This window comes from Sphingobacterium kyonggiense (assembly GCF_039536825.1).
GTDB classification, from domain to species: Bacteria; Bacteroidota; Bacteroidia; order Sphingobacteriales; family Sphingobacteriaceae; genus Sphingobacterium; species Sphingobacterium kyonggiense.
In genome coordinates this window covers 760054-779832 of sequence record NZ_BAAAZI010000006.1, presented here as the reverse complement: position 1 = coordinate 779832, position 19779 = coordinate 760054, and the positions used below count along the sequence as shown (strand labels likewise).

Here is a 19779-nt window from a genome sequence, read left to right as displayed (position 1 = left end):
AATAAAATAGAATATATGTTGCGAATCATATTTATGGGTACCCCAGACTTTGCTGTGGCTTCCTTAAAAGCACTTTTGGATACAGGAAAAAATGTTGTAGCTGTCGTGACAGTTCCTGACAAACCTGCAGGGAGAGGTCAAAAGCTGCATGAGTCTGCTGTTAAGCAATTTGCAGTACTAAACAACATCCCTGTACTGCAACCCATAAAATTACGAGATCCCGAATTTATAGCACAACTAAAGTCCTATCAAGCCGATCTTCAAGTAGTGGTCGCTTTTCGCATGTTGCCTGAAATGGTTTGGAATATGCCAGTACATGGCACTGTAAATGTCCATGCATCCTTATTACCGAACTATCGTGGTGCGGCACCTATCAATTGGGCGGTCATCAATGGTGAAAAGAAAACCGGCGTAACAACATTTCTATTACAGCATGAAATTGACACCGGAAATATTCTATTGTCCCAAGAAATTAATATCAATGAAACAGATAATGCGGGCATTGTACATGACAAATTAATGGAAAGCGGTGCTGAGCTTTTGATAAAAACCGTTAATGCTATAGAGAACAAGGAGATTAATCCAATTTCTCAAGACTCTTTGACTTCAACAGAAACTGTCAAACATGCACCAAAAATATTTAAAGAAGACTGTTTGATTGATTGGAATAAAAATACAGATGTGGTTTATAACCTAATCCGAGGATTAAGTCCCTATCCAGCAGCTTATACGAATCTTGACGGAAAAAACCTTAAGGTTTTCAGTAGCACAAAGGAAATCAAAAACCATGATCTTCAACCAGGGACTATTCTTTGCGACGGAAAGAAAGTGCTTAAGTATGCCACTACAGATGGTTTTATTCATTTGCAATCCCTTCAGATTGAAGGTAAAAAACGCATGGAAGTAGCCGATTTCCTTCGCGGTTACCGATTCGAAAACCCCGATTCGATTACACAAATTTAAGGATATCGCCAGGCTGACAATCCAGGGCCCTGCATATCCCATCTAAGGTATTTAATCGAATAGCTTTGGCTTTTTGATTCTTTATAATGGAGAGGTTGGATAACGTAATTCCAACCTTTTCACTTAATTCATTCAAGGACATCTTCCTTTTTGCCATCATTTCATCTAAGTGTATGACTATAGCCATATATTCAAAGTGTTAAAAGTTAATTTATAAATTCAAAACAATCAGTTCCACATATTGTTTTATAAATATAAAAGGAGGATTGTATATTTTCAATTAAAAAGTTTTATTTTTTAGAAATAAATACGGTTACGGGAGATATTCTTCCGGTGGAACAACTTTTGGAATGATTTTTGCAATGAGTTTAACATCAACTCAACTCCGCTAACTAACTCATAATGAGTTAATAATTTACAATAATATTAGAATTAATTGGATAAAATTCGTTATGTTTGCAAACATTTCAGAATAGAAAGGTTTATATATTTTAAATGAGACAGCTCAAAATTACCCAATCCATCACGAATCGTGAGTCGCAATCGTTAGACAAATATTTACATGAAATTGGCAAAGTAGACTTAATCTCCGCAGAGGAGGAAGTTATCCTAGCCCAACGTATTCGCGAAGGAGATCAAGTAGCTTTAGAGAAATTAACAAAAACCAACCTACGCTTCGTTGTTTCAGTAGCAAAACAATACCAGAATCAAGGTCTTACTTTAGGAGACTTGATTAACGAAGGCAACCTAGGCTTAATAAAAGCAGCTAAGCGTTTTGATGAAACAAAAGGTTTTAAGTTTATTTCCTATGCCGTTTGGTGGATTCGTCAATCTATTCTACAAGCAATTGCAGAGCAATCTCGTATTGTCCGTTTACCTTTGAACCAAGTAGGGTCGTTAAGCAAAATCAGCAAGGCCTTCTCTAAATTGGAGCAAGAATACGAACGTGAGCCATCACCAGAAGAATTAGCAGACATCTTGGAAACTACCGTTGACAAGGTATCTGATACATTAAGTAATTCTGGTCGTCACGTATCGATGGATGCTCCATTCGTGCAAGGCGAAGAGAACACCCTATTGGATGTATTGGAAAACAGTGACCCAGATACAGATAGCTCGTTAATCGATGAGTCCTTATCAGAAGAAATCAAACGTTCGCTTGCTACATTAACTGAGCGCGAAAGAGAAATCATTGTATTGTTCTTCGGACTAGGTTCAAACCATCAATTGTCTTTAGAAGAGATAGGCGAGAAATTCAGCTTAACTAGAGAGCGTGTTCGCCAGATTAAAGATAAAGCGTTACAACGCTTGAGACATACCTCTAGAAGCAAAATCCTAAAATCTTATTTAGGTTAAACAAAACAAACTTTACTTTAAGAAATAATCGCAATGCGCATCTCAACAGATGCGCATTTTTTTATTCTTTATCAATTCCTCTTTAACCGGACATCTAGAAATTGCCCAAAACAAAAGGTCCCCAGTTAAATTATAACTGGGGACCTCTCTATTCCAAAAGAAATTAACTATTTCTTGTGTAATTGCTCATATAAGTCAATTACCTTCTTCTGCAAGTCGATTACCTCGACTTCACGCGCCTGAAGGCGCTTCTGCAGCTCATTAACTTCGTTTTGAATCTGTTTATCTTCCTCAGGATCAGAAGTTGATAATAACTGTACTAATGATAAACCAAACAGTTTAGAAATTTGGTTTAGTCTTGACAAATTTACATCTGTAATTCCTGTCTCGATCTTAGAAAAGGCTGGAATTGAGATATCTAGCCTCTTGGCTACATCCTCTTGACTCCACCCCTTCTGGTGTCTAAGTAATCTGATTTTCTTTCCTAATGCATTCATGGGTAAAATGTAAAATATTTATTTATTAAGTAATTATCAAATTTAAACAAATAAGTTATAAATCAAAATCCCTATATTAAAATTTTAAAAAAATATTGAAAGAATCTTAAAAATTTCTCAAAAATTTATCCGCAAAACTTGTCATATTTACGCCATTGTAATTGTTTGAACTCATAAATAGCAAATTATAACCCCCAGATTTAAAGGTTTCTAAAAATACCTCTAAATCAGACAGTTGCGTTATTACTTGAAAAGAGCGGTGATTAAAGGCTACAGATAAACTATGAATTAATTTATCTATTTCGATATTTTTTTCTTTAATAAGAGATGTATTAACGAATACGACAGCAAAATCTGATTCATCCATTGCGCCGGAATACGCATGAATAAAATTTTGATCTAAACTGTCATAAGCGTTTAGCTCTATAATTGTTACAAGAGCTTGATTGGGAAATTGCTCTTTTACGGCATGTATACTTGACCTTAGCTTACCTGGAGTATGGGCAAAATCCTGATAAACAACCGATCCATTTTGACTAGCAACAAATTCCAAATAGCGAATAGAACTCTTGAAATCCTGTATGGCATTGAAAAATTCATCGCGTTTCACCCCTAACCATTCACAAACCGTAAAGGCGCCAGCGATATTAGAAAGATTATGCTTACCAAAAACCTTCAGAGGGATCTTCTCCTCTCCCACATGCAAATACGTCACCCCCTTGTTAATCGTGTACTCAGGAAGCTTATAACCGTGTCTATTGATCTTTATATCCATGGTACGCTCCACCACTTCCCTTGTTTTTGCATCATCCTTGTTATAGATCAATGCTCCTTTAGGAACAATACTCCGTATAAAGTCTTCAAATTGCTTGTAATATTCTTCTTCTGCAATTACCGTTTTAAAATGATCCCAGTCAATATTACTTATTAAGGCGATATTGGGTTTATAATCTAAGAATTTTGATTTACGATCGATGGATGAAGCAAAATATTCATCTCCCTCGATAATAATAAGCTTATTTTCCGGATTCAATTGCAGTAGGTCATCGAAACCTTCCAATTGCGCCCCTACCAAATAGTCGAATTGCTTGCCTAATTTCTTTAAAACATGCATGACCATACTGGTAATAGTTGTTTTACCATAGGTACCAGCAATCACTACTCGCGTTTTATCGACACTTTGCTCATAGACAAATTCAGGGAAAGAATAAATCTTCACACCTAGCTCTTGTGCTTTCAGCAATTCAGGGTTATCCTTATCGGCATGCATCCCCAGGATGACAGCATCAACATTCTCGTCTAATTTCTCCGGGAACCAGCCCAATTCCTTAGGCAATAAACCTGCAGCTAACAAATGTGACTTGGAAGGCTCCACAATCTGATCGTCAGATCCTGAAACCTGATGCCCTTGTTCAGCTAAATTAATAGCCAAATTATGCATGATGCTACCACCGATGGCAATAAAATGAATCCGCATGGAATTAAGCTTTAATAAATTTGGCTGCACACCAGGTGTCTAGCACTTTCTTATCTTGGTAATCAAATCCCAAGGACTTTGCTTTTTCTGTCAATATCGATAAATCCTCTCCATCATAAAATCCTGAAAGATACAAATCTCCAGCACTTCCCAAATCCTGTGCATAAACCTCTAACTGATCCAAAAGAATATTTCTATTGATGTTGGCAAGAATAACATCAAACTTCAGCCCTTTAATAGCTTCTTTAGATCCTAACTTCTCCGTGATATTAGGAACATTGTTCAAAACCTTATTCTCTTTTACACTTTCCACACAGATCGGGTCATAATCCACCGCCAATAAGTCCTTTGCTCCTCTTTGTGCAGCTAGTATAGCTAGAATCCCAGTTCCACAGCCCATGTCTAAAACACGCTTTCCTTCGAAATCGTTTTCCAAAATAAAAGAAAGCATCATGGAAGTGGTCTGGTGGTGACCTGTCCCGAAGGACATTTTCGGATCAATAATGATTTGATAAGGGAATTCTGGTCTATCTTCATGGAAAGTAGCACGCACATAGCATTGATCATCTACAATGATCGGGCTAAAATTACTTTCCCAAAGCTGATTCCAATTTTGCTGTTCTAATTCTTGAACATCATAGCTTAAATCGTAATCTCCAGCCTCATTTAACAATAACGTTTCCAAAGCTTGGATATCCAAACTCGCTGAAGGAACGTAAGCCACAAAACCTTGGTCTTGATCTTCAAAAGTATCAAAACCAAGGTTTGCTAATTCAGCGACAAGCAAATCCTTTTGCCACTCCTCCATCGCAGAGGAGGTAAAAGTAACTGCTGAGTACTTCATATATTATCCGTTAAAAACATTAATAATTTGCAAGAAATCTCTCGATTTCAAGGATGCACCGCCAATCAATCCACCATCAATATCCGGTTGAGAGAACAAACTTTGTGCATTTGAAGGGTTTGCTGAACCACCATAAAGGATACTGCAATTATCGGCAACTTCTTGACCATATTGTTCAGCCAAGGTCTGACGAATAAAAGCGTGTACTTCTTGAGCTTGCTCAGGGGTAGCAGTCAAACCTGTACCAATTGCCCAAACAGGCTCGTATGCTAATACTATTTTACCAAATGCCGCAGCATCTAAATGAAATAAAGCTTTGGTTAATTGTCTTTTAATGACATCATAAAAAGCACCAGACTCACGCTCCTCCTTTGTTTCTCCAATACAGAAAATAGGAAATAGATCATGCGCCAAGGCAGCATCTACTTTCTTTGCTAATAGCTCATCGGTCTCACCGAAATAAGCACGACGCTCAGAATGTCCAAGAATCACATAGCTAGCACCTGTAGATTTCACTTGTGTAGCAGAAATCTCACCAGTGAAAGCACCTGAAGGCTCTTGGCTAATATTTTGTGCACCGATGGAAACATGAGGAGCCGAAGCACCTAATTTAGAAAGACTAGCCAAGTGGATAAACGGGCTGCATACCACAACCTCCTGCCCACCACGAACTTCGTCTTTTACCATATTTACAATTTCTGAAAACAAGCTTAATCCTTGCTCATAATCCAAATTCATTTTCCAGTTACCGGCTACAATGTTTTTACGCATAATTACTTTTTGTTTTATTGTTGATTACCTCGTCTCGAAGACGAGTTGTTTGATTATATATCTGTTCAAATATGGTCATATTATCGGAATAATCGGCACCTGTTATTTGTTGTCTTCGGTTTATCATTTCCGCAAATTTATCAAACTTATAAGTTTGCATATCGCCTCCAACTAACCAGCTAAAATCAGGCACAAATTTGGGAATAATATTTGAAATTGCAACCTGTGCCGCAACCCCAATTACAGAGCCTGTATTGACGGCAGAATTAATCCCCAACATGGCATGATCACCCATTATCAACCCACACTTCAACAAACCCGTATCACGCGTCTTAAGCCCTTCATAATCAAATAACCCGACCGACTGCCAATTGTTTTTTAAATTTGAATTTGATGTGCCTGCACCAAGGTTACAACCTTCCCCAATTACCGAACAACCTAAATACCCATCATGACCTTTCGCGCTATTCCCCCAGATAACGGTATTATTCAGTTCTCCACCCACCGTACTTCCAGGTCCTATACTTAAATTGGGGTACAGCTTTGCCCCCATTTTAACCCTGGTTCCTTCTCCAATCCCCACATAGCCTCGTAAAAAACTACCTTCTTCTAATTTCGCATGCTTCCCAATGTAAATTGGACCTTCCAAACTATTCAGACTCACCCCTTCTACCTGGGCCCCTTCCTCAATAAACAGCCAATCGCCAAAAACCATGTTCTGTTCACTTAGTGATGCAGAGCTACGACCTTTGGTGATCCAACGGAAGTCAAATAAAAGTTGTTCTTTGTTTTTTAGGAAAATATCTTCTGGAAATTGAATAGCATCCACCTGAATCGAACAGGCAATTGGTTTGAGCTGATGCAGCAATTCGGAAACATCATCCGGGTAGTAGTCCAATTTCATGGCAATCCAGCTCTCCTGATCGACCAATACCTCACCGACCTGCAATTTCGCAAGCTCTTCTAATAAGGCATCAGAAGGCAGGATATTGGCACGTATGACCAAATAATCCTTGCTAGCAGCAAACTCTTGATGAAAGAAAGGTTGTAAATAATCCGTAGTCAAATAACTAACCGAGGCATTCAAGCAATACTGCCATTTCTCCTGGAGGGTACAAATACCGACTCTTAGGTTTCCTACAGGCCGAGTAGCTGTCAAAGGCAAGAGTTGCATACGCCACTGCGCCTTATCATATAATATTACGGTTAGCGACATGGGGTAAAAATACGCAAAAAATCCCGATAATAGACTTATCGGGATTCCCTTTAAATTCTTCTACAGAAATTAAATTATTTCTTGTTGTAGCGGCTACGGAACTTATCGATACGTCCTGCTGTATCTACTAATTTCATTTTACCAGTGTAGAATGGGTGTGAAGTGTGAGAAATCTCTAATTTCACTAATGGATATTCATTGCCATCTTCCCAAGTAATACTTTCTTTCGTGTCAACACAAGATTTAGTCATGAAAGCGTAGTCATTCGACATATCTTTAAATACAACTAATCTGTAGTTTGATGGATGCAAATCTTTTTTCATTTTATCTTATGATTACTATATATTCAACAATTGAGGTGCAAAGATAAATTATTTTTTGATCAAAAACAATAAAGTGAAAATATTTCATTCCACATTTTTACCTATAGGCACCCGTGCCCATCATGTCTATCATGAAGAGATGGGCAAAATTTGCAAAAACTTATCGAACTTCCAAAGAAATCCTTCTTTTTATCTCCTTTTTTCCTTTGCTCATGGCGTATAGTAGTTCTAATTTCATACTTTTGCAGTTCATTACATGTCCGAAAAAATATGAGTATTGGATTATCAGAACAAGAACAGCAACGAAGACTGAACCTTCAAGCCTTAATTGACCTAGGCATTAACCCTTTCCCTGCAGAAAAATTTGAAGTGAATGCCACTGCAGAAGATATTTTAGAAAACTACGAAAGAGATAAAATAAACTATAAGAGCATTAGCTTCGCAGGTCGTATCATGAGCCGCCGAGTTATGGGAAGTGCGTCTTTCATGGAATTACAAGATTCCACAGGACGTATTCAAGCCTATGTTAAGCGCGATGACATCTGCCCTACCGAAGATAAGACCTTATACAATACCGTATTTAAAAAGCTTTTAGATATTGGAGATATTGTTGGTATTACTGGATTTGTTTTCACTACACAGACTGGTGAGATCAGTATTCACGTACAGACTTTAACCGTATTGACCAAAGCATTGCGTCCGCTTCCTATCGTAAAAGAGGCTGAAGGTAAGACTTTTGATGCTTTTACAGATCCGGAACAACGCTATCGCATGCGTTACGTAGATTTAATTGTCAATCCACAGAACAAAGAAATCTTCGTAAAACGTACGAAATTGTTCAACGCGATGCGTAATTTCTTCAATGACGCTGGTTACATGGAAGTGGAAACTCCAATCTTGCAATCTATCCCTGGAGGAGCAGCTGCACGTCCATTCATTACACACCACAATGCCTTGGATATTCCTTTATACCTACGTATTGCGAATGAATTATACTTAAAACGTTTAATCGTTGGTGGATTTGATGGTGTATACGAGTTCTCCAAAAACTTCCGTAACGAAGGTATGGACCGCACGCATAACCCAGAGTTCACCGCCATGGAGATCTATGTAGCGTATAAAGACTACCATTGGATGATGGATTTCACCGAGAAACTTCTAGAGCACTGTGCTATGGAAGTAAACGGCACAACAAAGGCTACCTTTGGTGAGCATGAAATCGACTTCCGTGCACCATATCCAAGAATCAGTATGGCTGCTGCCATCCAACAATTCACAGGCTTTGATATTACTGGTAAAACAGAAGATCAAATACGTGAAGCGGCTAAAGGAATGGGTATTCCAGTGAATGATACTATGGGTAAAGGAAAATTGATTGACGAGATCTTTGGTGAGAAATGTGAAGGAAACTTCATCCAACCAACCTTCATTACCGATTATCCTATTGAGATGTCTCCATTAACCAAAAAACATAGAGATAATCCTGAATTAACGGAACGTTTTGAATTAATGGTATGTGGAAAGGAAATTGCCAACGCCTACTCAGAATTAAATGACCCTATTGATCAACGCGAGCGTTTCGAAGATCAATTGAAATTATCGGAGAAAGGTGATGACGAGGCGATGTTTATCGATCAAGACTTCCTACGTTCTTTAGAGTACGGTATGCCTCCTACTTCAGGTTTAGGTATTGGAATGGATCGTTTAATCATGTTCTTGACGAACAACCCTTCTATCCAGGAAGTTCTATTCTTCCCACAAATGCGTCCTGAAAAAGCAGCTAAAGTCGCTTCAGTTAGTGATTATGTGGAGCAAGGAATTCCAGAAGCATGGGTACCAGTACTTCAGAAAATGGGCTTTATGACCATTGAATCGTTAAAAGAAGCGAACCCGAACAAGGTATTCAATGACCTTGGCGGAATGCGTAAAAAAATGAAATTAGACGTTAACATGCCAACTAAAGACGAAGTCTTAGCTTGGTTTGAATAATCGAATATATTTTAAGGATGCCGGATATAGTTTTTATATCCGGCATTTTTTGTGGGAAAGACACAAGACATTAGACAACAGAAATAGACAACAGGAAATAGACAACAGACACCAGACAACAGACGCAGACCTATTAAACTATAAAGAATTAATGTTTATGCGGGCGATGCATGCATCGCCCCTACGGATAATGTAAAAAATACAACCTAAAACACCCCTAACCGTAGGGTCGAAGCATGCTTCGACCAATATCCAATATTCAATGAACTTAACATTTTTGATTTGTTTAGTTTGAAGTTCGATCATCTTCGATTCTCGATGACGTAGTCTTTGGGTAGATAAATGAGACTCTTCGCTTCGCTCTGAGTTGTAAATGGCAAATTTCCTTTACTCTTTTTCCTTTTTTCCGATCACTTTCTGTTGTCTTTTGTCTGTCGTCTGATGTCTTTTATTCGACACTTCTTCGGATCTCCTTCGGAACTTGTTCGGATCTCCTTCGGATCTCGTTCGGTTAGAAGCGAACGAGATCCGAAAAAGATCCCTATCAGATCCGAGAAAATTCCCTTAGAGTCTCGAAGCAATATGGAGGCAAATACGAACTTGACACGAATGGTAATAGTCTAAAAAACAGGCTCATGATAAGCTCATTTCAGGATAAAAAATAAACAAGAAGAAAACAGCATTTCAAACAATACGAACTATTAGGTGTTTAGTAATACAAAAGAATCGAAGGATTGATAAAATTCTACCTTAAAATATATTGAGGATGAAAAAATTGGTATATATCTGTTTAGCTGCTCCCTTGATTTGGTCTTGTGCTGCAGGACAATCCGGACCCAAGAAACCAAAGATTGAAGGGAATTGGCAATGGCAGCAATCATCCGGCGGATTTGCCGGTAGGACGACAACGCCAGAGAGCAGCAATCAATCTCGACACTTACAGATCACTAAGGACAGTGTTTTCAGCTATCAGAATGGAGAATTACTATCGGCCAGACCATATGGCTTAAAGTTTGGAAAAATCCCTCTGATGAGTCAAGAATCCTGGTATTATGATGAAGGTGATCAGATTAAGGTAGCTGTCATCAGACAGGACAGCCTATTGATTCTTAAGGAAAATTGTGCTGATTGTTTTGAGCATCGATATGTCAAGATGAAAGAAAAGTAAATAGAACTAGGTAATACAATAAAAAAGGCTCAGAATTAATTCCGAGCCTTTTATTATTTTCAGCTATTCGCTTATTTTTTCACCTCATCAGGCAATAAGATAAACTTGAACAATTGATCTTCTTTCAGGTACTTGTTTGCTACAGCTTTCACTGTTTCAGGAGTTACCTTATTCAATTCTTCAACATAGCGCGTAGGATAAGTAATGTCACGACCTACCTGAAGGGCGCCCATGATCTGACCTAACCAATATCTGTTCTCACGAACACCAACTTCATATTGACGTTTTTCTTCAATTACGAATTTATCCAAGTCAACTTTTGTTGGACCGTTAGCTTTCATCTTACGGAATTCATCAATGGTTGAGTTTATCAAAGAGTTGTATTTATCTACACTCGTACCGAAGCTTACGTTAAATGAATAACGTTCTGTAGGGTTTTTCGAGTAAGAAGCACGAGCTCCAGTTCCATAAACACCACTTTCCTCTTCACGTAGACGTTTGATCAATAAATTGGACATGATCGTCTGTAGCGCACTCATATTCATGTTCTCCGCATCACTGTAATTGTAATCACCGTAAATGGACAAACGAACATTCGCTTTAGACTCTTGGCCTTTTTTGACAATTTTCTCAACGCCTTTAGCGGGCTCTAAGATTTTTAGATCTTTAGCTTCTTCCTTACGGTTTGTAGTTGGAAGAGCTGCTAAATAATTTTCTAAGTAAGGCTTAATTTCTTCGTCAGTAAATGAACCTACAATAACAAATGTAAAGTCAGATGCATCAGCAAAACGATCTTTATAGATCTCTAATGCACGGTTTTTATTTACTTGCTCCAATTCTTTCTTATCAGCAGGATTACGACGGATGTTATCGCCATATAACGTATTGATGATGTTTTTGCTAAACACAAAGTTTGGATCATTTTCACGGTTAGCCAACATGGTGATGTTACGGCTAATGGTGCTTTGGAATACATCTTCATCAATTCTAGGCTCTGTAAAATAACCGTAGATCAATTCAAATGCAGTTTTTAAGCCTTCTTTATCCGAATAACCAGATAGACCTTCGGTACGCTCTGAAATATATGGGCTGATATCCACCTCTTTTCCAGTCATGTACTTTTGCAATTCAATGGTATTCATTTGACCAATACCGCTGCTATTTACCAAGTTACTAGCGAAAGAAGCTGACATATAATCTGCATCGCTGTATAAAGATGTACCTCCTGGGCTATAAGCTTGGATTAAGATCTCATCATTCTTAAAGGTAGTAGGTTTTAATACAACTTTCACACCATTGCTTAACACCAATTCGCGAGCACCGATTTTATCAATAGCTTTCTCTGATGCAATCGTTCCTTTTACTGGTTCTTTGCTCAACAACGGTAAATCTGAAACTTTATCTTCATAAGCCGTTAATTGCTCTTTATCCACATCTGCAAACCACGTATTCACTTGAGCTTCTTCAGGTAATTTTGCTTTTTCAGCATCAGGAGCTAGAATGACAACATCGCGATTATTATCAACATAATATTCTTCACCAACTGCTACGACTTCTTTTAATGTAATAGAAGGCAATAGTTGTTTTGTAATCTGATAACGATCTTCACTACTTAATGCAGGTGCGTCATTTAAGAAATGCTGCAAGTAGCTGTTTACATAGCTATCGGATTTACGTTTATCACGCTCAACGTAAGAAGTTTCGTTAGACTTGTTGTAAGCCGAAACGGTACGTTTGAATTCAGACTCGGTAAAACCAAATTTATCTACACGGTCCAATTCGCGAATTAAAGCTTTAAAGCCAGACTCAAATTCACCAGGTTTAGACACGAAATAAGCCGAGAAATTATCTAGACCACCCATTAAGGATTCAATGTCAACACCTGCTTGAACAAATGGTGGAGTTGCCGATTGAGTCAATTCACCTAAACGTGCATTAAGCATTTGGGTATAAATACCTTTAATCAATTCACGGCGGTAATCTTTAACTGTTTCTACTTTATCCTCTTTATGTTTAATCATTATCTGCCCAACAGTATAAGCCATCTCTGGATCTGTAACTTTGATAAACTGATTTTTATTTAGGAGGTCAATTTTATATTTCGTGCGAACAGCTGGTTTTTTCTCTACGCGCATATCCGAGAAAAGGCGTTTTACCTCATTTTCCATTTGTACAGGATCTACATCACCTACGATGATAATAGATTGTAAATCTGGACGGTACCATTGTTTATGGAAATCACGGATTAACTTAGGGTCGAAGTGCATCACCACTTCTTCAGTTCCAATAGGTAGACGATTAGCATAGCGCGAACCGTTCACCATTACTTTCATGAATTGATCACGCATACGTTGCATAGCACCACGTCCACCACGCATTTCTTCCATGATGATACCACGCTCTTTATTGATTTCATCAGTCTCCAACATCGCGTCCTGAGCCCAGTCACGCATCACCTGTAGACCATTCTTCAATAACTCAGGATCATCAGAAGGAATAGGTAATTGATAAACTGTTTCATCAAAACCGGTATAAGCATTCAAATCGGATCCGAAGCGTACGCCTGCACGTTGTAAGTAATCCACCAATTCGTTTTTAGGGAAATGCTTCAAACCATTGAAGTTCATATGCTCTAAAAAGTGTGCTAAACCTTGTTCTTTATCATTTTCTAATATAGAACCAACCTTCACCGCCAAATACATGGTTACACGTTTTTCGGGCTCGGTATTTTTACGAATGTAATATTGGAAGCCATTCGCTAGCTTTCCTTGCTTAACAGTCTGGTCAAAAGGCAATTTGGCATCCCATTTCAATGAATCGGATTTCAAAATAACTTTCGCTTCGGTAGTAATAGAGCTTGGAACATAGGCACTCGCCGCCTCTACCGTAAAAGGTAATAAGAAGGCTAAAGCCAAAGGTTTCAGAATTTTCATAATCTTTTTTTTAATCTAGAACGGTCATTATAAAATAATGTCCCAAAATACAATATTTTGTTTGTTAATTAAAGCACCAAACGAATAATCGTCTTTTTTTATATATATTTAACGAATGGATTGGGTTAGCATCAAAAAAGATTTCAAGCGTTATTTGCTTTTAGAACGCGGACTTAGCAACAATAGCATTGATGCCTACCTGAATGATGTCCAAAAACTACAACGATATTGTGACATTACCGAGCTTAACTTAAGCGAAATCAGCAGTAAGGATTTACAGAAATTCTTAACCTGGATGAATGATTTTGATATTGCCGCGTACACTCAAGCACGCTTATTATCAGGGATCAAAACGTTTTTCGCCTTTCTACAAATCGAATACGACAGGGATAATAATCCTGCGGAATTATTAGAAACACCCCGAATTACTAGAAAGATCCCCCAAGTACTGAGTATACAAGAAATTGACGATCTGATAGCTGCGATAGATTTGTCTGCCCCTGAAGGCATGCGAAACAAAGCCATTCTAGAGGTATTATACGGTTGTGGATTGCGGGTGTCAGAACTTTGTAACCTAAAAATTTCCAATTTATTTCTCGATGTTGAATTTATTAAAGTCGAAGGAAAAGGCAATAAAGAAAGGCTAATTCCTATTGGTGAACAAGCGATAAAATACCTTAAGATTTACCTTGAGGAGGTGCGTATTCATCAACCCATCAAAATGGGGATGGAAGATTATGTATTCCTGAACCGACGAGGCAACCCGCTCTCTCGTGTCATGATCTTTCTGATTATTAAAGATTTAGCCGCTAAAATAAAACTTAGAAAAGAAATAAGTCCGCACAGCTTTAGGCATAGTTTTGCATCCCACCTAGTAGAAGGTGGTGCAGATTTGCGTGCTGTTCAGGATATGTTGGGACATGAAAGTATTACAACCACCGAGATCTATACCCATATTGATAAGGAATACTTACAAAGCGTCATTACCCAGTATCACCCGAGATCATAACGCAACAAAGTATATTTATCCTTGCAACCTAATTGCATTTGATGTATCTTTGCCAGATGATTTCAGGGATAAGAAATTTAAAACAATTTATTGCAAGCTCTTGGATAGGGATAATATTCCTTTCCCTGGCCTTGATATCCCTGCATCAACATGATCACCCAACAGCCGATCATACGTCCTGCAGTACCGCACATCACGATCACCATCATACATCCGATCATGATGATTGTACCTATTGTTTTTTGTATTATCAGCAGCAGGTCGATCAGTTGTTGGAATGGAACTGGCAATTAACGCCGTTTTCATTCGAACTCAAAAAAGAATATTTAACACAGCCTACTCTAGCTATATTTCTCCCGAAATTGTATAGTAAGGGGCTTCGTGCACCTCCTTCCCTAGCCTAATCATCAAATAGGTTCTTTTACACGATTACACAAATTACAGGTAATTCAAATTACACATGCGCAACTTGCTATTAGCAGGGCTACTCCTTTGTCTTTGGACTGTTGGATTGGCACAGACTAATGATTCATATTTACAAGGCGTTGTCCTTGATAAACAGGCAAAGGGTATAGCCTCTGCCACAGTAACTTTATTGAACTCCAAACAATCAACAGAAACTGATCTTGAGGGAAAATTCAGCTTTAAAACTCCAATAGGAAAAACGGATAATCAACTTAAGGTTACCGCTTTAGGTTATGTTAGTAAAACTATTTCCTTAGAAAATATTAATGGAAATAGAATTAGCATCACCTTGACACAGGATGAGCAGCGAATTGAAGAAGTTCAAGTAAACGCGGTACGTCAGGAGCAAGTTACTGCGGTTAGACAAAGCTTGGATGAACAACAGATTCAAGAGAGCAAGGGCAAGGTATTGGCAGAGGTATTTGGCAATATGTCGGGGGTTAGTTTATTAAGCTCTGGGCATAGTGTTATTAAACCGGTAATCAATGGACTTCATAGTAACCGTATCCTTTTATTAAACCAAGGCATTAAGCAGGAAGGACAACAATGGGGATTAGAACACGCCCCAGAAATAGATCCTTTTTCAGCTGAACAATTTGAATTGATTAAAGGAGCTCAGGCAGTGCGTTATGGAGCTGATGCTTTGGCAGGTGTATTAATCGCAAAATCGAGCAACATAAATACGGATAAAATACAAGGCTTAGCTGATCTTATAGGATACAGCAATGGTCGAGGAGCCGCTATCAATGCACAGCTTTCGGGCGGATTAAAAGCCATCTCAGGATTAGGCTGGAAAGTACAGGCTTCAGGTAAAAAATTGGGAAACAGCAAGGCTGCCGATTATTATATGGGTAATACTGGAGTAGAGGAATTCAATTTCTCTGGGCAACTTCAGTATCAACTTAAAAACCAGAAATTCGATGCTTACTACAGCAGATTCCAAACGGATCTGGGTGTTTTCTATGGCGCTCATGTGGGAACCGTAGAGGATATTTTAGCACGTATTGAGCATGGAAAGCCATTGGAAAACTATGGTTTCAGTTACGATATCGGTGCTCCTAGACAACAAGTATCGCATCAATTGGGGCGCTTAAAATACCAAAACAGTTTTCAGTCTGGATATGAATTAGAGGTACAATACGGATGGCAGAGAAATCACCGTCAAGAATTTGACCTTCGCCGTTCCGTGAGTGACGATGTACCCATGTCGGATATGGTTTTGGAAACGCAGAATCTAGAAGCAATTCTAAGTAAAAATGGACATAGCATAGGTATGCAGGCTGGAACACAAGTCAATAACAATGTACCAGGCACAGGAACAACACCGATCATTCCAAATTTTGACAGCTGGTCAATTGGTTTATTTGGTTTGCACCAAAAGACCTGGAATCGATTTACTGCCGAGGCTGGTTGGCGCTATGACTACAGACATTTTGATGCTGCAGGATATCGGTATAAGTATATGGACAAGGATGATGCTCTTCCCCAACTTTATAAATTGGAAGATAACCGAGAATTTCACAACTTCTCGGGATCTTTAGGGGGCTTATACCGCATCAACGACCTGTGGCGTTTAAAATCATCTCTAGGATTGGCCTGGCGAGCGCCTACAGCGAACGAACTCTACAGTGACGGCTTACATCATGGTGCAGGGATTTATGAGATTGGACGTCTTAATTTAAAGGCTGAGCAAGGCTATAAATGGATCAACTCCATAAGTAGACAAAGCGAGAACTTCCAGTTTCAAGCAGATGTATATGGGCAATACATCAGTAATTACATATACTCCATGCCGAACCCGGATTCTGTTAGACAAACCATTCGCGGTACTTTTCCTGTATTTAGCTATACGCAACATAATGCTTTATTCTACGGGCTGGACTTGAATTTGAATTGGAAAATAGATCCTTCATTTCGCTATCAGGTGAATGCCGGACTAGTACGAGCTAAAAACTTGGACCTAAACAGCTATTTGCCTTATATCCCTTCGGATCAAATGACACATAGTCTGCAATGGACCTATGACCGAAAGAATGAAGGCTATATCAAGTTCAGTCATCAATTTGTAGCAAAGCAAGATCGTTATGAGGCAGGTTCTGACTTTGCAGCTCCACCTGCGGCTTATCATTTATTTCATTTTTATGCAGCGCAGCCTTTCCAGTTGGGAAATAACAAGGCATCCGTTGCTTTACGTGTAGAGAACCTGTTAAACAGATCCTATAAGGATTATATGGATCGATTCCGGTATTATGCCGATCGTCAAGGACGAAACATCGTCTTATCATTACACTATAACTTTTAAAAAACATTAAAATCAAAATCATGAAAAAATTAAATATCCTATTCATCGCTTTAATCTCTGTATCCTTATTTTCCGCATGCTCTAAAGATGACCCTGCACAAGAGGTTGATCAAGAAGAAGTTTCAGGAGCTACTTTAACCTTTACTGAGGTAAAAGCAGAAGCACATGATGATCATTTCCACTACAATGATTTCGAAGGTGCAGAAGTAGAGAAAATTGAATTTAAAGGGAACAACTTATTACCTGATGTAGGCGCGCATGTACACTTGGAAGTAGGTAAATCTTACCGCTTTAATTTAACTGTACGTGATTTCGCAGGACGCGAAAGCCAACAGACTTTCGTAGAACGTGATGATATACACTTTGCATTTTTATTAGGTATTCCTCAAGATGCTTTAACTGTAACGTATGCTGATAAAAAAGCAGATGGCACAAGAGTAAAAGTAGGAACTGTTGGATATATTACCGTGAAGAAAGAGACAAGTACATTTATTTTCAACTATGTATTGAGACACTTGAACCCAGGTGTTAAAGCTAGCCTTGATACAAAAACAGACATCTTCAATAAAGATTACACCAAATTCGGTGGAGCTAATGATTTGGATTTAAAATTCGAATTGCATTTAGTAGGTGAAGATGAACATGATCACGCACATTAATTTGTAAAACCTTAGTGGGTAAGGTGTAAAATAAAAGGCTAATCGGGATCGATTAGCCTTTCTTGTTTTTGTATTTAGTGCCCGCGGCGGGAGTCGAACCCACATCGGCAGAACCGGAATCTGATATTCTATCCATTGAACTACGCAGGCGGCAGGCCAAAAATACTATTTTTTTGATGGCTTTCAATAGCTGCTAACATGATTTTTATCAATCCACTCATTTCGACCAGCATAATTCATAACTCCTAAAACAAGACCATGAATTTCAGGTTATTTCTGGGTGAAGCTATCCCCCTATTGCTATTGATTATTGGGATGCTGTGGCTTATATCAGCATATTGTTAAATAAGAAAAGCCATCCGATAAGGAATGGCCTTTCTGTATGTTATACAACATGGAATTAACCGTTATCTTGGTTTAATCCTTGTTTGTAGATCGCCTTCTTAATTTGGGTACGACGAGTGATCGATTTCTTCTCGAAAGCTTGACGGGAGCGTAGTTCTCTTAACACACCAGTTTTCTCGAATTTCTTCTTGAAACGCTTTAATGCTCTATCTAGAGATTCTCCTTCTTTTACATTTACAATAATCATAGCTTTTTATATACCTCCTTTCGTCGTAATATTCTTGGACTGCAAAGGTAGCGAAAGACAATGAATTACACAAGTGTTATTTTAATAAACCGAATTCGTTCACAATTGCTTCTAAAGGATGCTCTCTCGTACATAATGCGGTATGAATCCCTAATTGCTTCGCTCCTTCCAAATGTTGCGGGCTATCGTCTATAAACAGGGTTTCTGAAGGATCTAGATCGTTTTCCTGAAGCACCAACTCGAAGATTTTTAGATCGGGTTTTCTTAGACCTGCCAAATGCGAATAATAGGTTTTCTCAAAGAATTGATCGTTACTTTCTACCTGGTAGACTTCTTTGATGTGGTTCATGCAATAGGCATAATGAATCTCATTGTTGTTACTCAGGAGAAACATACGGTATCGAGCATGTAATTGTTCTAATAATTCGTGTTTTCCAGCAGGCACACCTACTAGCAGGGAATTCCAGGCATCATCAATCTGTTGGTCGGTAAGGTCAGGTCGGTTTGCCTTTTCCCTTACCCCATCACGGAATTCGGCAGCTGTAATTTCACCTCGGTCGAAGGCATCAAATAAGGAGTCTTGCCCCCTGTGACCAAAAAACTCGTCTACTTGTGAAATTCCTAAATCCAGGAATGCTTGTCGAACTCGCGCAAAGTCAATCATATAGATGACATTCCCATAATCTAGAATAACATTTTTGATATTTTGCATATAAAAAATTTTGTTTTCTCGTCCCAAATATCGATAATTGCATCGTCAAATAAGGCAGAAGGTTGTTTTATTTTGATGTTAAATAAGTAGCTCCTATAGCTCAGTTGGTTAGAGTAGAAGACTCATAATCTTTTGGTCACTGGTTCGAGCCCAGTTGGGAGCACTGAAAAAAGCCTGTAAGTGAGAACTTACAGGCTTTTGGTTTTTTAAGGGGTAGGTAATATGGTCAGTGAATTTAAAAGATATTACTAATTTCTTAAACCATGTCAAGCAGTTATGTCCTTAAAAATCACCATCTCCCTATCTTTAAATATGACTCATCTTTTTATAAGTTGTTTTATTAACATATGGGAGATTACCTCTGTTCCCTTTAAAATTTACGAAATCATCAAATCCTGATGAAGAAGTTACACTATATTCTCCCTATACTGAGACAATAATGTTTAAGATTAGGTTTTCAACAGTTACTAACTTCTGCTTGTCAGAATTAATAACAAAACTTC

General features: G+C 38.4%; 18 protein-coding genes and 2 tRNA genes. 8 read left to right on the top strand and 12 right to left on the bottom strand.

The features are described from left to right. Positions 1–15: 15 nt before the first annotated feature. Positions 16–963 carry a methionyl-tRNA formyltransferase gene (gene fmt, locus ABD676_RS08235; protein WP_344674130.1) on the top strand — a complete coding sequence of 316 codons (948 nt, stop codon included), beginning with the start codon at positions 16–18 and terminating at the stop codon, positions 961–963. Here the strand turns inward: fmt and ABD676_RS08230 are convergent. Then, a complete protein-coding gene (locus ABD676_RS08230) occupies positions 950–1150 on the bottom strand; it encodes a helix-turn-helix domain-containing protein (protein WP_344674128.1) in 201 nt (66 codons plus the stop codon). The genes fmt and ABD676_RS08230 overlap by 14 nt on opposite strands. Positions 1151–1458: 308 nt before the next feature. Here ABD676_RS08230 and ABD676_RS08225 point away from each other — a divergent pair, with 308 nt between their 5' ends. Further along, the gene (locus ABD676_RS08225; protein ID WP_093096797.1) at positions 1459–2319 is read left to right on the top strand and encodes a sigma-70 family RNA polymerase sigma factor; all 861 of its coding nucleotides are present in this window, start codon (positions 1459–1461) and stop codon (positions 2317–2319) included. 167 nt (positions 2320–2486) lie between these two features. Here the strand turns inward: ABD676_RS08225 and ABD676_RS08220 are convergent, their stop codons facing one another. From ABD676_RS08220 to ABD676_RS08195, 6 genes are all read right to left on the bottom strand, one after another. Beyond that, a complete protein-coding gene (locus tag ABD676_RS08220) occupies positions 2487–2816 on the bottom strand; it encodes a helix-turn-helix domain-containing protein (RefSeq protein WP_093096800.1) in 330 nt (109 codons plus the stop codon). A gap of 106 nt (positions 2817–2922) precedes the next feature. Then, a complete protein-coding gene (locus ABD676_RS08215) occupies positions 2923–4293 on the bottom strand; it encodes a UDP-N-acetylmuramate--L-alanine ligase (RefSeq protein ID WP_344674120.1) in 1371 nt (456 codons plus the stop codon). A 4-nt stretch (positions 4294–4297) separates the two neighbouring features. Further along, positions 4298–5137 (bottom strand): 50S ribosomal protein L11 methyltransferase, encoded by an 840-nt coding sequence (prmA, locus tag ABD676_RS08210; protein ID WP_344674118.1) that lies wholly within the window; start codon positions 5135–5137, stop codon positions 4298–4300. A gap of 3 nt (positions 5138–5140) precedes the next feature. Further along, positions 5141–5908, bottom strand: a complete 768-nt coding sequence (gene tpiA / locus ABD676_RS08205) for a triose-phosphate isomerase (protein WP_344674116.1) — start codon at positions 5906–5908, stop codon at positions 5141–5143. After that, the gene (locus ABD676_RS08200) at positions 5901–7124 is read right to left on the bottom strand and encodes a putative sugar nucleotidyl transferase (protein ID WP_344674115.1); all 1224 of its coding nucleotides are present in this window, start codon (positions 7122–7124) and stop codon (positions 5901–5903) included. Before ABD676_RS08200 ends, tpiA begins: the two co-directional genes overlap by 8 nt. A 74-nt stretch (positions 7125–7198) precedes the next feature. Continuing rightward, positions 7199–7447 (bottom strand): type B 50S ribosomal protein L31, encoded by a 249-nt coding sequence (locus tag ABD676_RS08195; RefSeq protein ID WP_344674113.1) that lies wholly within the window; start codon positions 7445–7447, stop codon positions 7199–7201. 270 nt (positions 7448–7717) lie between these two features. Here ABD676_RS08195 and lysS point away from each other — a divergent pair, with 270 nt between their 5' ends. Beyond that, complete coding sequence (lysS, locus tag ABD676_RS08190) at positions 7718–9436, top strand: lysine--tRNA ligase (RefSeq protein WP_344674111.1); 1719 nt, start codon at positions 7718–7720, stop codon at positions 9434–9436. Between the two features lie 766 nt (positions 9437–10202). Continuing rightward, positions 10203–10604 (top strand): hypothetical protein, encoded by a 402-nt coding sequence (locus ABD676_RS08185; protein ID WP_344674110.1) that lies wholly within the window; start codon positions 10203–10205, stop codon positions 10602–10604. Between the two features lie 71 nt (positions 10605–10675). On the opposite strand, the gene ABD676_RS08180 is transcribed toward ABD676_RS08185, so the two are convergent. Beyond that, on the bottom strand, positions 10676–13537 hold the full coding sequence (locus ABD676_RS08180) for a M16 family metallopeptidase (RefSeq protein WP_344674109.1): 2862 nt from the start codon (positions 13535–13537) through the stop codon (positions 10676–10678). Positions 13538–13652: 115 nt separating this feature from the next. On the opposite strand from ABD676_RS08180, the gene xerD reads away from it, so the two are divergent. Continuing rightward, complete coding sequence (xerD, locus tag ABD676_RS08175; protein ID WP_344674108.1) at positions 13653–14546, top strand: site-specific tyrosine recombinase XerD; 894 nt, start codon at positions 13653–13655, stop codon at positions 14544–14546. An 87-nt stretch (positions 14547–14633) separates the two neighbouring features. On the opposite strand, the gene ABD676_RS08170 is transcribed toward xerD, so the two are convergent. Next, the gene (locus ABD676_RS08170) at positions 14634–14852 is read right to left on the bottom strand and encodes a hypothetical protein (RefSeq protein WP_344674107.1); all 219 of its coding nucleotides are present in this window, start codon (positions 14850–14852) and stop codon (positions 14634–14636) included. Between the two features lie 154 nt (positions 14853–15006). Between ABD676_RS08170 and ABD676_RS08165 the strand changes: the two genes are divergently transcribed. Further along, positions 15007–17313: a TonB-dependent receptor gene (locus ABD676_RS08165; protein ID WP_344674106.1), complete on the top strand. Its 2307-nt coding sequence runs from the start codon at positions 15007–15009 to the stop codon at positions 17311–17313. 20 nt (positions 17314–17333) lie between these two features. Then, a complete protein-coding gene (locus ABD676_RS08160; RefSeq protein WP_344674105.1) occupies positions 17334–17972 on the top strand; it encodes a hypothetical protein in 639 nt (212 codons plus the stop codon). Between the two features lie 78 nt (positions 17973–18050). Here ABD676_RS08160 and ABD676_RS08155 read toward each other — a convergent pair. From ABD676_RS08155 to ABD676_RS08145, 3 genes are all read right to left on the bottom strand, one after another. Continuing rightward, positions 18051–18122 (bottom strand) — tRNA-Arg (locus ABD676_RS08155). 250 nt (positions 18123–18372) lie between these two features. After that, complete coding sequence (gene rpsU, locus ABD676_RS08150; protein WP_344674104.1) at positions 18373–18564, bottom strand: 30S ribosomal protein S21; 192 nt, start codon at positions 18562–18564, stop codon at positions 18373–18375. Between the two features lie 76 nt (positions 18565–18640). Beyond that, the gene (locus ABD676_RS08145) at positions 18641–19276 is read right to left on the bottom strand and encodes an HAD family hydrolase (protein ID WP_344674103.1); all 636 of its coding nucleotides are present in this window, start codon (positions 19274–19276) and stop codon (positions 18641–18643) included. Positions 19277–19365: 89 nt separating this feature from the next. Here ABD676_RS08145 and ABD676_RS08140 point away from each other — a divergent pair. Next, positions 19366–19439: transfer RNA gene (locus tag ABD676_RS08140), tRNA-Ile, on the top strand. Positions 19440–19779 lie beyond the last annotated feature (340 nt).